Here is a 13,676-nt window from a genome sequence, read left to right on the forward strand (position 1 = left end):
GCTGGACTTGGATATCCCCCGCGCCTACCTGTTTCCCGAGGCCGACGGCCCGCTCCCGGGCGCCGACGCGCTCGCCGAGGCAGGGGTGGCCGTGGTACGGATCCCGGACTGCGGGCACAACATCATGCTGGACAACCCGGGAGCCTTCGCCGTCGCTACAGCGACCGCACTGGCAGACCGGGGCCAGGAATAACGGGACTGCGGGAACCAACGGCGTGACGTGGGGGCAGCCGCACGGGTTCCTCGTGTGTGACGACGAAGGAATGGGCCCGTGCAGCCTTGTCCCATCCTGCCTTCACGGGTATCTCCCGTGCACATCTCGGCAGTTTGAACGAGGAGTTGGCCGGTCCCTGGGCCGCGTGGTGTGAGTCCGCGCTGCACCAGCGGCGCGGCGGGAAACGCAAGCAGCAGCCGGGGGCCGGGCCGAGGCATGACCTGGTCTTCACCGATCGGGTGCTGGTCGCACTGGTCCACCTGCGCCACCAACTCCCGCACGCCGCGCTCGCGGAGCTATACGGCCTGGAGCGATCCACCATCACCCGCGCAGTCGGTGAGATCCGTCCGCTGCTGGCCGAGCGCGGCTTCGCTGTCCCCGACCGGCCCGGACTGCGGCTGCGCACGCTGGCGGACGTGTTCGCCTACGCCGAAGCCGAGAACGTGAAGCTGCGGATCGACGGCACCGAAACCCAGGTCCGCCGCCCCCAGGCCCACCGTCCGGGACGCTGCGCCTTCGTCTCCGGGAAGAAAAAGCAGAACACATGCAAGACCACCACCATCAGTAACGGCCAGGGCCGCATATGGTCCGGGGCCGACCGACCCGGCCACATGCACGACCAGACTGCCGTGCGCACTGAGGGCATCGCCGGGCAGTTCCGCCTCCATTCGCAGGTGAAGGCCGAGGTCGACGAGGGCTACCGGGGCCTGGCCAACGAGTTCCCCGACCAGGTCAGCGCGCCTCCGAGGAAACCGAGGGAGGACGCGCCTCTGGGCGAGCAGTACGCGTGGCGTGAGCGGCGGCGCCAGCAGTCCTCGGCCCGGATCTGCGTCGAGCACGCCAACGCCGAGCACAAGCAGTGGCGTCCCTTGCAACACTTCCTCGGACGCCGCGAGCACTACCCGGCCACCCACCGGGCCATCGCCGGCCTCGTCTCCGACCGCCCCGCCCAACGTGCCACCCGCAGCAAGCCGAGCACCGAACTCGTGCCCGTCAGCTCGGTGGCCTGCTGAATCACCCCACCAGCCGAACCTCCAAGGCCAGCACGTCCCGAGCTCATTCGCTCACAACCTCGTTAGTGAAGACCTGTTTTTGGGTCGGCAACCTTCCCGAAACCGCCTGAGCCGGCGCCGAGATTCCTGTCAGCAGCCCGATGCACAGCCGTCAGCGACCGCGTCGACCAGCTGGCGCGGGGCGAGCACTGCCGACCGGGCAGCCGACACATCGACGGCCTCCAGGACAACGGCGGCCGAGTCAGGTACGTCAACCAGGCGGCCGCCCCTGGCCCCGTCCGATACCTCGCGCAGCGCAGCCCGGAAGGCCGTGCCGCCCCCACTGGGAGCGGGCCAGCCCCTCCGCGAGCAGTTGCTCCCCAGCCGTTGGGCACCAGGTGCCCGCGTCGTACTCGGCGAGGAGGGCGCGGCCGTCCCGCCCCACCGCCTCGGTTATCGCGTTTGTCACGCCAAGCCCAATGATGCCGGAACGGCCGCTGTGACTGAGTGCGCCGGTTGGCCACTGTGCGCTTCGGTTGGCCGTTCGCGCGCCCGGTCAGGACATCGCGGCTTCGGTGATCCCCTTCCACATCACCTTGCAGGGTGGGTGTCGGGTTATCGGCGTACGCCCGCAGCGAGCCGCCTTATGATCACCAAGTGTGCGGGTGCGGTTACTGGTGGTCGTGGGCTATGGAGTGGTTCGGCGCTGAGCGGTACCGCACTCGTGCACCGGTCCATCGGAAAGCAGAGCCGGCGGGCGGTACGCAGTTGCGCACCGCCCGCCAGGCGTGAGGAGGCAGCACATGGCGAAGGCGAAGTTCGAGCGGACCAAGCCGCACGTGAACATCGGCACGATCGGTCACGTCGATCATGGGAAGACGACGCTGACGGCGGCGATCACGAAGGTGTTGCACGACCGGTTCCCGGACCTGAACCCGTACACGCCGTTCGAGGACATCGACAAGGCTCCTGAGGAGCGCCAGCGCGGTATCACCATCTCGATCGCGCACGTCGAGTACCAGACCGATGCGCGCCACTACGCCCACGTCGACTGTCCGGGCCACGCGGACTACATCAAGAACATGATCACCGGGGCGGCCCAGATGGACGGCGCCATCCTGGTCGTCGCCGCGACCGACGGACCGATGCCACAGACGAAGGAGCACGTCCTGCTCGCCCGCCAGTCGGGGGTGCCGTACGTCGTGGTCGCCCTGAACAAAGCCGACATGGTGGACGACGAGGAGATCCTGGAACTCGTCGAGCTGGAGGTACGCGAACTCCTCAACGAGTACGAGTTCCCGGGCGACGACGCACCGGTCGTCAAGATCTCCGCCCTGAAGGCGCTGGAGGGCGACCCGACGTGGGTCAAGTCCGTCGAGGACCTGATGGACGCGGTCGACGAGAACATCCCGCAGCCCGAGCGCGACGTCGACAAGCCGTTCCTGATGCCCATCGAGGACGTATTCACCATTACCGGCCGCGGCACGGTCGTCACCGGCCGCATCGAGCGCGGTGTCCTCAAGGTCAACGAGAACGTCGACATCATCGGCATCAAGCCGGAGAAGACCTCCACCACTGTCACCGGCATCGAGATGTTCCGCAAGCTGCTCGACGAGGGCCAGGCCGGCGAGAACGTCGGCCTGCTGCTGCGCGGCATCAAGCGCGAGGACGTCGAACGCGGCCAGTGCATCATCAAGCCGGGCTCGGTCACCCCGCACACCGAGTTCGAGGCCACCGCGTACATCCTGTCCAAGGACGAGGGCGGCCGGCACACCCCCTTCTTCAACAACTACCGCCCGCAGTTCTACTTCCGTACCACCGACGTCACCGGAGTCGTGACCCTCAAGGAGGGCACGGAGATGGTCATGCCCGGCGACAACGCCGAGATGACGGTGTCACTCATCCAGCCCGTCGCGATGGAGGAGGGTCTGCGCTTCACCATCCGCGAAGGCGGCCGCACCGTAGGCGCCGGCCAAGTCACCAAGATCAACAAATAGGGGACCGCGCCCACCCCTGGTCGCCCTGCCCTAGACCGGCAGGCGCAAGGGCGAAAGACCCTCATCGGACTGAGCGCGCCAGCGGCCAACTGGCGCGGTCAGTCACAGTCGCCGTGGCGGGCCTGAGCGGACGATCAATGCCCTGAAAAACGGGCCGTGGCCACGAGGTTCGACAAGCGCGCCTATGTCCTCCACGGCACTGTCGCCGTGGCCTCGATCCGTTTCTGGCTCAAGCAGTGATCAGCCAGCTTCCAGGGCATCGGCCCGCCTCTGCAGGCCTGCCGCGATGTCGTCCCAGTCCGGTCCGTGAAGCCACAGGTTCTCGGCAGCCTCACGCATCAGCGGCGGCTCGTCCGGCCGCTGCAACAGCACCAGCCGATAGGCCAGATTCCGGACCCAGACCGGCAACTGACCGTCAACCACGTGCGGACTGAGCTCACGCAGCATGGCGAGGATCTCATCCGCGTCCGCGAAGGTCAGCTCCTCAACAAAGTAGTGCTCCCGGTGTTCCTGGTCGCACTCCGGCGTGGGGCGGTACTCGTCTCCGTAGAGACACCGGGCGTGCTCCGTCAGGGTGCTGTGCATGTCCTGGAGCCTACGACGCCGTGATCGCCGGACAGGACCTAGACGGACCTAGACGGGCACGGGCAGCGCGGCTACGGGGGCAGGAGTACCGAGCTGCTGCGGACGCTGGGCGGGCATCAGCGGGCACGCCAGCCCGGCGATCGCCACGAGATCGTCGCGGTACTGCGGCATCGCCGCATGCAGCCAGCGCTGGTTCGCCCAGAACTGCGCGGCCTCCGCCTCGGTGTAGGGGCGGTAATGCTCCCCGATCACGGCGAGGTCACCTGCGGGGCTCCGGCTCCAATGCCCCTGGTCGGTCAGGCGGTTGCGGTACAAGAGGTGGGTGTCGCGCCGCATCACCATCACCTCGTCGACCACGGACATCTGCTCGGCCAGTGCCACCGTCGCGGGCAGGACGGCGAAAGAGGCATCGTGCCCGGCGACCGTGGTGAACCGCGGGGCCCCGCCCAGCCGGCTCACCTGGGCGTAGCGGGTGGCCGTGCTCTGGCGGGAGTCGGCCTCGCGGACCGCCAGGACCACCAGCCCCGTCCGGTAGCCCGCCTGCCGGTCCGCCGCAGCGCGGGCCACGAACTGGGCAGGGCTCTCGGGGGTGAGCTCGACGACCACGTCCCCGCGGCACCGGCGCACGTGATCCTCGTACCAGGCCTGCCAGGTCCGGTAGTCGGGACGGATCCGCGCAGAGGCCGTGCGCGGCTCCTCGCGCAGCAGCCGCAGGTAGTCCGGATGCGCCGTCTTGAAGATCTCGCCCGTGATGTGGGACGGATCGCGCAGGCTGTTCAGGACCATCCGGGCGGCTCGCGACTTGCCGGCGCCCGGCTGGGCCAGCACGTAGATGACGACCGGCTGCTCCTGCGGGGTGATAGGCCCCTGGGACGGCACGATCAGCTCGTCGTATATCCACTTGTGCTCTTCGACGGAGAGCCGGTGGTAGTCCACCCCGGGCGCCTCCCGGCGGGGCTGCGCGATGCGCCGGACCGGCTTGGCCAGCGCGGCGGCGCGCTCAGAGGTGCGGCTCAGCGCAAGCGCCCAGTCCTCCGGCAGCGCGGGGTCGGCCAGGCGCCGCTCGGCGGCGGCGAGCTGACGGCGGACCCGCCCCGTCTCCCTCGCACTCCACGGCCGGCGCCACTCGGTGAGCACCGCGCCTGCCGCGTCTGCCGGGCGGAGCAACCGTCCGCCGGGGCCGAGCTCGTTGGCGTAGACGACGTCCAGCGCCGCCTCCGTGCCACGTCGGATGACGAACACCCGGTCCGCCAGGTGCCCGGCCTCCACCGCGGCGAGGGTCGGCACCAGAGCGTCGGCGCACGTGTCGTGGTTGTCCCAGGAGACGTATCTGGGGGCTCGGCCTTCCTGGATAAGGCGAAGGTCCCGCTCCAGGGTGCTGGACTGGCTGACCGCCCAGGACACGGCCAAGGCAACGACCTCCACCCAGCAGCCCGCCTGCCGGTCCGCGGCCACACTGGCGAGGAATTCCTGCGGGCGGGACACCGGTACCTCCACCACCGTGTCATAGCGGCCCTCGCGTACCCGGGCCTCCACAACGGCCTGCCACCGGTACGTCTCCGGCCGCACGCGCACCCCGGCAGTGCGCACGTCCTCGGCCAGGTACCGGCCGTAGCGGGGGTGGACGTTCTTGTAGGTGTCGCGGTCCACCCGCACCGCCCCGCCCCGCGCCGTCAGCGCGGCGTGCACGAGGTCGATGACCGTGGTCTTGCCGCTGCCCGGCTGCCCCAGGACGTACACCACCACCGGGCGGGTCTGGGGCACCGCGCCCCCCAAGACGCTGGGCGGGACGGTGTTGGTCAGGACCTCCTTGGACCAGTCGCTGACCTGGGATTCTTCGCGAGACCCGGCAGGGCTTGCGTCTGGGAGGAGAAACCCGGAACGGCAGTGGGGCGATGAACTCACGTTCTCCTCCACGAACACATAGGGCGGTTGGGGCGGCTCGCGGGTGCGGTTGGCGGCGGCTGTCTGAGCCCGCGGTGCCGCGACGAGCGACTATGCCTAATAGAGTAGGCCCAATGTGCTAGGCGTGGCAAATACGATAGGCCTAGCTTGTGAGGCATAATGGCGGCATGGCCACCCAGGATGACGTGAAGAAGATCCGCAAGGACTACGACGAAGCCCTCGCCGGCGCCGAAGTCGCGCGCGCCAAAGCCCTTGCACAGGCGGCGGATCAGATGCCGCAGAAGGACATCATCGAAGCCACCGGATACAGCCGAGAGACCGTCCGCCGGATCATCATCGAGGGACGCAAGTTGCTCGCGACGGAGGGCTGACGATGTTGCACTCTCACCTGGTCGACGAGCACACCGCCCTCTACCGCCTGTACGACGGCGACGGCTCGCTGCTCTACATCGGCATCACGCACGACCCAGAGGCGCGCTGGGTATCCCACGCCGCCACCAAGCCGTGGTGGCCCGCTGTGGAGACCAAGAGCTTGGAGTGGCACGACACCCGCGGAGCCGCCGAGGCCGCTGAGGCGCGCGCCATCGCAACCGAACCGACACCGTTCAACCGCGCAGGCTCGCCCTGGGCGCCCGGCCCGCCCCAGTTGGGCGAGGACGAGGTGGCCGTCGCGGACGCCAAGAAGAACCTCTCCGAACTCCTCACGTCCGTACGCCTCCTGCGCCGCGCCTATTTCCTGACCAGCCGAGGCAAGCGGCAGGCGGCGCTCGTGCCCGTCGAGTTGGGTGAGCTGGTGCAGCAAGCGGGCGGCCCGGACAAGGCTGCGGCGATCCTGGCGAGTCACGTGGGCAGCCAGATCGCCCACCTGAAAGCCCAGCCCGGCGTCCGGGAGGACTCGTGAGTGACTTCGAGTCCATCGACGCCCTGGTGGCCGGTGCCCGCCAGGAAGTCCCTCTGCCCTCGGCGGAGGAGAGGCGCAGCCTGCGGGAGGGGCTGAACCTGTCCCGCGCGCAGGTGGCGCAGGTCCTCGGCGTGAGCCCGTCCACGGTCGGCGGCTGGGAGTCAGGCCGAGACCCGAAAGGCGAACTCAGGGAGAAGTACGCGTACTTCCTCGACAAGGCACGCGCCCGACTGAAGGCCCAGGACGCAGCGGCGGCAGCCGAGGACACCGACATCCCTGCCGAGACCGAAGTCGAGGATGAAGCCGAGGTTCCGGCGGAGGACGCCGGAGCCGACGAGGTAGAGGCTCTTCCAGAGCCGCAGCCCTGTGTGTTGTGCGGGAATCCGGCCAGCCACCAGGTCGCTGGCTTTCCCCAGCACCTCGAACCCGCCGACTGCTCGGCTGCTGCCGCCCCTGCCGCCCCTGCCGCCCCTGCCGAACCCGCCGCTTCCGCGGCGGAACCAGCGGCCAACGCTGCTGAGGACCAGCAGGGAACACCCCGGCGGCCGCGTCCCGCCGGTCGCACCGGGACCGGCCAGAACGTCAAAATCGTTCCCGTCGGGCGCCGGGCACAGCCGGCCGACGCCACACCAGACCTGATCGGCCAGGCCGTGACACAAGCAGTGGCCGAGCACGCCGGCGACGTCGAGAATGCCACGGCAGCGCTGCTCAAGCGAGCCATCCCGGACGCCATGGCGCTGCTCGACGCCACCCGCAGGGGCGGGCGGTACGACGTCGTCGCTCACCCGTGGCTGCCCGACATCCTGCGCAAGCAAAGTGCCCGCGGCGCCGACCAGATCTGGGAGGCCCGCCCCAAATGGACGAGGCCCGAACTCCCGCCGGGCGAGCACCAGGTGACCGCTCTCGACATCAACGGCGCCTACCTGAGCGCGCTCAAGACCTGGCTGCCGCTCGGTCAGCTGCAGCACTCCACCGGCAACCACCACGACCGCCGCCGCGCCGGCCTCCACCTGATCACCCCGTCGGCGTGGGAGCACGAGGCGGTGCTGCCCAACCCGATCGGCAACCGTGACGAACCCGGCCCGCTGTGGGTGACCGAGCCGACGCTGCGCCTGCTGCTGCGCCTGTCCGGCCCGAAGTACGGCCTGTGCGAGCCGCCGGAGATCCACGAATCCTGGACCTCCGGAGCTACGGAGGGCCTGCTGGAGAAGTTCCGCGTGGCGATGAAGGACGCCCGGGACAAGGCGATCGCCGAGAACGACGAGGTGACGCTGGCGTACGTGAAGGCGATGTACTCCAAGTTCGTCTCCACCCTGGGCGAGTCCAACTTCAACCGCGAGATCTACCGCACCGATTGGATGCACATCATCCGCAGCCAGGCATTCGTGAACCTGTGGCTCAAGGCGCACCGGGCCTACGACGAGGGCCTGATGGTCGTACGCGCGATGGGCACCGACGAGCTGCACGTCATCGGCGACTGGCGGGCCGTGTTCCCCGAGGGCCGCGGCGTCACCGAGGTGAAGGTCAAGGACCTGTACACCGTCGGGACGCACACCGACACGGACGACTGAAAACTGTCGCAAGAGAGCGGACGAGGTGCAGCTTCAAAATGAGCGACGTCGAAGCAGGGCACGGTGCAATTCCTTTACATCCGCAGGGCTTCAGAAATCGTGACACTGCACTTCCGCACGTCAGAGCCCGGTATTCTTGACCAGAAGATACGCGCGTGTGAGGTTCCGCCGACTACGCGCAGGCAGAGGAGACGAAGGTGCCGGAGAGGAACATCGAGTTCGGCAAATACGGTGCGAGCGGCATCAAAGGACACCAGGCCGTCGCCCGCCAGCTCAATGCGCTCGCCAACTTCATCGCCACGCCGATCACGGCACGCCGCGGCCTGCTCGCACGTCTGAACTACCTCACCCGCACCGACCACGCGCGTCAGATGGCCCGCGAGGCTGGCCTCACCGTCACCGACCGCACACTCAAGGCGTGGCAGGACGGTAAGCGCGCTCCCTCGAAGAAGAACCTGGAGCGCGTCGAGACCGCCTACCGAGCGGTGCGCCGACACAACGTCTCCCGCTACCTGCTCGCGCGCCTCAATCGTGAGGGCAGGGGCACCCGGGTGGAGATTCATCCGCTCAACCAGTCCCAAGTGTCGAGGCCGCGTCAACGGGAACTCAGTTTCCGAACGCTCAACGTGCGTCATTGGGACCGCATCGTCGAGGCCTGGGCTGACGACAACGATGAAGCGCTGGACGGCGCCTGGGTGAGTGACGCCGTGGTCGACCTCGGCTCTGAGTGGGGCCAGTACGAATACGTGACAAACATCGGCTTTGCGGCCTGAGTCTGCAGGCCGCGCACCGCCCCAGTGCCCCCGGAGTCGGCTTCCCCTCGCCCTGCTGCTTCCGACGGTGAACGGTCGGGATCGCTAGCCATGGATGGCGGAACGGGCCAGTACTTTCAGGGGGGCGGCGGTTGGGTCTGGTGCACGATCGCCGGGGTCGCGGCCCTGCTCCGCTGGTTCCCGATCCAGGAGCCCAGGTTCAGCTCCCGCTCTTCCTGGTCCTCGCCGACGATCGTCTCGACGTGCTTCCTCGGTACCCGGAGGTGTGCCTCGCGTTCGTAGAACTGCCGGGCGGCCGCGTCACCACGGCGTGGACAGGTGCGGGCCCGAAAGGGCCTGGCGGAGGCCCCGGCTGAGGACAGGTCCCGGTTGAGCACGGCGCGGCGGATGGTGCCGACCGCACTCAACCGGTCCCATGGGCTCGGACCGGTTTCTCAGGCTTTGGGAACCAGGTTGTGCTCGGTGCCCAGGGTGCTCATGCCGGTGTCGGCGTACATCGTGGTCTCGCCGTCGGACCAGCGGACGATGAGGTCGTCGGTGCGGTGGTTGGGGGTGAAGTCGCCGGTCGTCATGACTGTGTTGTGGGTCCACAGCTCGTTGCGGTTCTGGATGCGTGCCTCGGTGCCGAGGGCGGAGGTCGTGGTGCCGACGTAGTTGTCGAGTTCGCCGTCCGACCATTGCACCATCAGGTCCCATTTCTGGTTGCCGGAGTACTCGCCGGCGGTCAGAAGTGTGGCGTCGGTCCAGATGGATTTGGGTTCCTGCAACTGGTGTTCTTGTCCGAAGCCTCCGGCGCCCACGTTGGTGTAGAGGGTGAGTTCGCCGTCGGACCAGCGCACCATGAGGTCCGTGACGTAGGTCGAGGAGCCGAAACGGCCTGCGGCGATCTGGGTGGCGTTCTCCCAGATGGTGTGGGGCTTGACCATCTGCGTGCCGGGTACGTTGAGGCCGTTGGTGCCGACGTCGCCGTAGAGGGTGACCTCGCCGTCGGACCAGCGGACCATCAGGTCGAACTGGTTCGATCCGGTGAAGTCGCCCGCGGTGATGGTCTCCGCGTTGGTCCAGATGGAGTGGGGGACGACCAACTGGCGTTCGGTGATGAAGTGGCCTTGGCCGTCGTTGGTGTAGAGGGTGGCCTCGCCGTCGGTCCAGACCACGATCAGGTCGCTGTGGCCGGTGCCGTTGAAGTCGCCGGCGGCCATCAGTTTGGCGTGCTCCCACGTCGTGCCGCTGCCCATGGAGTAGGGCAGGGGCGGCTGGTGGTAGGGGCCGTGGTCGGTGTGCAGGCCCTGCTGGGCGTCGTCGTAGTCCTGGAAGAACCGGTCGCCGTGCAGCGGGCTGTAGGTGATCCGGTTGTACAGCGGATTGTCGGTCTTCACATCGGGACCGCCCTGCAGGAAGCCGCCCACGTTACCGATGATCTCGCCGGTGTCGCCGGAGGCGTCGAACTTGGAGAACCACGGTCCGCCGGAGACCCCTCCCCACATGCCGGCGCAGTCGATCTGCATCTGGTTGTAGGCCGGCAGCGGCGTCGTCCAGACATTCAGGCAGTGGAACGCGCGGTCCTGCGAGTCGTACTTGACCATGGGATAGCCGATCACGGTCACCTGGTTGACGAATCCCGGTGTCCGGGCCAGGGTGTTGGCGCCCACGACGTCTTGGACGTTGCGCCCGCCGTTCTCCTTCAGGCTCGCGAAGGCGAAGTCCAGGTCGGAGTTGGCGCTCCGGTCCGAGGCGTACTGCGAGTCGCGGAACCACTCACCGACCGGCCAGATGCCGTACGGCTGGTCGCCCGCCGACTTGGTGTTGTCGTACTTGGGCACGAACGCCGCGTTACTGCCGAGGCAGTGCCCGGCGGTGAGGATGAGGTTGCGCCCTGGGCTGCGTACCACGCTGGCCGTGCAGTGATGGGCTTTCATGTCGCTCGTGGTGGTGAAGAGCGTGCCGACGGACTTGATGCCGTCGAAGTGCTCGCCGTTGATCCCGGTGGCGACGGATCGCTTCCGGCGCGGCGCCGTCCAGCCCTGCGGCTGCGCGATGCGACCCGAGGGGTCCGTGGCCGAGGCCATGCGCTGGGGCGTCCAGAACCGGATGGCGTCCTGAACCGTCCAACTGCCGCTGTTGGTCGACGAAGGCGTGACGGACACCGAAGAGCTCGCGACGGCCGTCGTGTGGTCGGTGCGGTTCGGCTTGGCCGTCACCTGTCTGGTGGGAGCCGGGGCAGGTGTGGCGGCTCGGGCCACGGCGGCGTTGCCCAGCAGAAGTGCGGCGCACAACGCGAACACACTCCTCAGAGATATTCGTGTACTATACAAGTTAATTTGCTCCAGGTCGGGCAGGCCGGAGAGCTCGACGAGTCCGGGCCACGCACAGAATGGACGGCCGGCGCGGAGTGCACGGCCAGGTCTTGCCGGCGGGAAGTTCAGTCCCTCGCCACGGAGCGGAGTGTCGGCGTTTCAGCCGTGGCGGCTGATCGTGGTCGCCGCTCGGGTGCGTCGGGCGTCATGACGGATGACAGGCTCGTCGGACCGTCCGACTCGGGCCGTCCGACGAGCGGGCCCTCACGCGTGGACAGGCAGGGACGTCCCCATGATCCAGTGCAGCGCACAGCGCACCCCCCGATGCATTCCTGCCGCCCCGTGAGACGGCACCCGGTAGACCATGGTCAGCGGTCACCGTTGGCATCATGATCGCACAACAGTCGAACGTATGTGCAGATTTTGTCGCCGCCTACCGCGGACGGGGTGCGCCCACGTGAATGGTGTCGCAGAACACCGGGGTCACATGCCGGCCGCGCGGGTCGGTGATCTGCAGCGAAGCGCCATAGTCGGTGGACGCGGGGTGCGGTGGCAGCACCTCGATGCGCGGGGCGTCGTCGACCGGGATGGCGCAGGAACCGTCCGCGGAAGGGGATGCCGGGTAGAAGAGCGGGAAGTCCACCGTTTTGGCATGGTTCAACACCAGCCGGACGGGCGCCTTGGCTTTCGGCTCCGACCAGACGGCAGGGCCTTTGCCGGCGTACGCCTGCACCTTCGGATAGCCATCGAAGGCGCAGGGTGCGGTGCTGGTGTTGGTCGCGCTCAGCAGAGCCGTCGGCGTCTTGCTCGGCTTGTCGGCGAGGAGTGTCAGCTTCCATCGCAGCTGCGCGGTCCCGCATGCGGCTCCCGCCGAGGCTGTGGGGGGCACACTCGTCCGTCCCCGGCCGGGGGTCGCCGCCGTCGCCCGGGACGACGGCTCGGCGCCCGGCTTCCTGGCGTCCGGATGCGCTGGACCGCACGCCACAGCAGCCGCCATCACCGTCAGGCTGATAGCGGAGACTGTCGCTGTCCGCCGTGCCACGAGAACTCCCCCTGGGAAGCGACCCTGCGGAGGCCGGGTGCCACCACTCCTGCCCCCCGGCCAGGGAGATGCATTCGCCCCCGCGAGGGTTCCCCCGAAGCGGCACCCTGTGACGCGGACGCGTGGACACCCGTGTCGTCGATGGTGAGGTCCAACTCCCCCGACTCCCCCGACTCGCCCGCGAGCAACCTTCCCTCCACAAGCTCCTCGCTTGCCGCCCGGCGCACGACGGCATTGGGCCCTCCGCCGTCCATCGCGATGTGGCCCACGCCTTGGCGGTCCGCTGGTCGGATCTCGCCGGCCGCACCTTCAGCGGCTATGTCGCCCGCGCGGTGGAGGGCCAGACAGTCGGACGAGCGTGAGGCCGGATCGAGGCACGCCCGGTGAGGACAACGCCAAGGGGCAGCGCAGTCACCACTCGAAGGTCTTCCACTCCCGACGGGGAATGAACCCCTCCGTAGTGTCCCAGCAGCAGTCTGCCCATCCCTCAGAAGCCATCCGCATTCCACTCAGCAGAGTTGCGGATCGAACAGGGGTTCCCGATCGGGTGATCACGCCGGGGCCAGCGCATGAAGGCAGGACCTCCTGGTAGCTCGGGGATGCGAGTCAGCCCGAGCTTCCGGAGGCCCTGTTGTCTCAGTCTTGCGTGAGTGTGTCCGTCACGTCCAACTCCCGCGTGTCGCTGTGTGATTGCCTCGCGCACCGGTTCGGGAATGCGGCAGACCACCCAGACCGCATCCCGTGCTACGTCTCGGACATGACGGAGGCCGAGTGGCAGGAGATGCGCCGTTCGCTGCCGGTGCCAGCCTGGCTTCAGGGACGGGGCGGGCGGCCGGAGGGATATTGCCACCGCGTGATGCTCGACGCCGTGCGGTACGTCGTCGACAACGGGATCAAGTGGGCGAACCTGCCTGCGGACTTCCCGCCGTTCAAGCGGGTGCACGCCTTCGCCCGGCGCTGGCAGGTGACCGGCCTGCTCGGCGAGCTCCACGACCGGCTGCGTGACCGCGTGCGCGTCAGGGAAGGGCGCGAGGTGGATCCGAGTGCGGCGATCGTGGACTCGCAGTCGGTGCGGGCCGCGGCGAATATCCCCAGGTCAACGTCGGGATGGGATGGCGGGAAGAACGTGGCGGGCAGGAAGCGGCACGTGGTGGTGGACTGTCTTGGCCTTCTCCTGGCGGTGCTGGTGACCGCGGCGAGCGTGCAGGACCGCCACGCCGCGGTGCCGCTGCTCACCCGGCTGCGCGAGGAGTACTTCTCCATCCGCCTCGTCTGGGCGGACTCCGGCTACGCGGGCCGCCTGGTCGACTGGGCCGCCGAGAAGCTCAAGCTCACCCTTGAGATCGTGAAACGCTCCGACGACACCACCGGGTTCGTGGTGCTGCCGCGCAGGTGGGTG

11 protein-coding genes and 3 pseudogenes are annotated in these 13,676 nt (G+C 68.4%); 9 read left to right on the plus strand and 5 right to left on the minus strand.

Going from position 1 to position 13,676, the window contains the following annotated elements:
• The 4 genes and pseudogenes from BIV25_RS39085 to BIV25_RS49870 form a co-directional block, all read left to right on the plus strand.
• Positions 1–193 (plus strand): annotated as a pseudogene (locus BIV25_RS39085) (alpha/beta hydrolase); the annotation flags it as partial.
• Positions 194–327: 134 nt separating this feature from the next.
• Positions 328–1,227 (plus strand): transposase, encoded by a 900-nt coding sequence (locus BIV25_RS39090; RefSeq protein ID WP_256257104.1) that lies wholly within the window; start codon positions 328–330, stop codon positions 1,225–1,227.
• Between the two features lie 782 nt (positions 1,228–2,009).
• Positions 2,010–3,203: an elongation factor Tu gene (gene tuf, locus BIV25_RS39095; protein WP_071377309.1), complete on the plus strand. Its 1,194-nt coding sequence runs from the start codon at positions 2,010–2,012 to the stop codon at positions 3,201–3,203.
• Positions 3,204–3,285: 82 nt separating this feature from the next.
• A pseudogene (locus BIV25_RS49870) lies at positions 3,286–3,443 on the plus strand (IS5/IS1182 family transposase); the annotation flags it as partial.
• Here the strand turns inward: BIV25_RS49870 and BIV25_RS39100 are convergent.
• Together BIV25_RS39100 and BIV25_RS39105 are read right to left on the minus strand one after the other, a co-directional pair.
• Complete coding sequence (locus tag BIV25_RS39100) at positions 3,444–3,788, minus strand: hypothetical protein (RefSeq protein ID WP_071377310.1); 345 nt, start codon at positions 3,786–3,788, stop codon at positions 3,444–3,446.
• Positions 3,789–3,836: 48 nt separating this feature from the next.
• Positions 3,837–5,552, minus strand: coding sequence for a zeta toxin family protein (locus BIV25_RS39105; RefSeq protein ID WP_256257105.1), 1,716 nt, complete (start codon positions 5,550–5,552; stop codon positions 3,837–3,839).
• Positions 5,553–5,860: 308 nt separating this feature from the next.
• Between BIV25_RS39105 and BIV25_RS39110 the strand changes: the two genes are divergently transcribed.
• The 4 genes from BIV25_RS39110 (at position 5,861) to BIV25_RS39125 (ending at position 8,938) form a co-directional block, all read left to right on the plus strand.
• Positions 5,861–6,064 carry a helix-turn-helix domain-containing protein gene (locus BIV25_RS39110; protein WP_071377311.1) on the plus strand — a complete coding sequence of 68 codons (204 nt, stop codon included), beginning with the start codon at positions 5,861–5,863 and terminating at the stop codon, positions 6,062–6,064.
• Between the two features lie 2 nt (positions 6,065–6,066).
• The gene (locus BIV25_RS53695) at positions 6,067–6,594 is read left to right on the plus strand and encodes a GIY-YIG nuclease family protein (RefSeq protein ID WP_256257106.1); all 528 of its coding nucleotides are present in this window, start codon (positions 6,067–6,069) and stop codon (positions 6,592–6,594) included.
• On the plus strand, positions 6,591–8,165 hold the full coding sequence (locus tag BIV25_RS39120) for a DNA-binding transcriptional regulator (RefSeq protein WP_071377312.1): 1,575 nt from the start codon (positions 6,591–6,593) through the stop codon (positions 8,163–8,165). Before BIV25_RS53695 ends, BIV25_RS39120 begins: the two co-directional genes overlap by 4 nt.
• Positions 8,166–8,362: 197 nt before the next feature.
• On the plus strand, positions 8,363–8,938 hold the full coding sequence (locus tag BIV25_RS39125) for a transcriptional regulator (protein ID WP_071377313.1): 576 nt from the start codon (positions 8,363–8,365) through the stop codon (positions 8,936–8,938).
• A gap of 116 nt (positions 8,939–9,054) precedes the next feature.
• On the opposite strand, the pseudogene BIV25_RS48390 reads toward BIV25_RS39125, so the two are convergent.
• The 3 genes and pseudogenes from BIV25_RS48390 to BIV25_RS39140 all read right to left on the minus strand — a co-directional run.
• Positions 9,055–9,234: pseudogene (locus BIV25_RS48390) on the minus strand (Helicase associated domain protein); the annotation flags it as partial.
• Between the two features lie 138 nt (positions 9,235–9,372).
• Positions 9,373–11,214, minus strand: a complete 1,842-nt coding sequence (locus BIV25_RS39135) for a serine protease (protein WP_256257107.1) — start codon at positions 11,212–11,214, stop codon at positions 9,373–9,375.
• Between the two features lie 454 nt (positions 11,215–11,668).
• Positions 11,669–12,124: a DUF4232 domain-containing protein gene (locus BIV25_RS39140; protein WP_071377315.1), complete on the minus strand. Its 456-nt coding sequence runs from the start codon at positions 12,122–12,124 to the stop codon at positions 11,669–11,671.
• A 910-nt stretch (positions 12,125–13,034) separates the two neighbouring features.
• On the opposite strand from BIV25_RS39140, the gene BIV25_RS39145 reads away from it, so the two are divergent.
• Positions 13,035–13,676: IS5 family transposase (locus BIV25_RS39145; protein WP_143076784.1), on the plus strand; the 642-nt coding region annotated here is incomplete at its 3' end.

The sequence above is a fragment of the Streptomyces sp. MUSC 14 genome (genome assembly GCF_001866675.1).
Classification (GTDB): Bacteria; Actinomycetota; Actinomycetes; order Streptomycetales; family Streptomycetaceae; genus Streptomyces.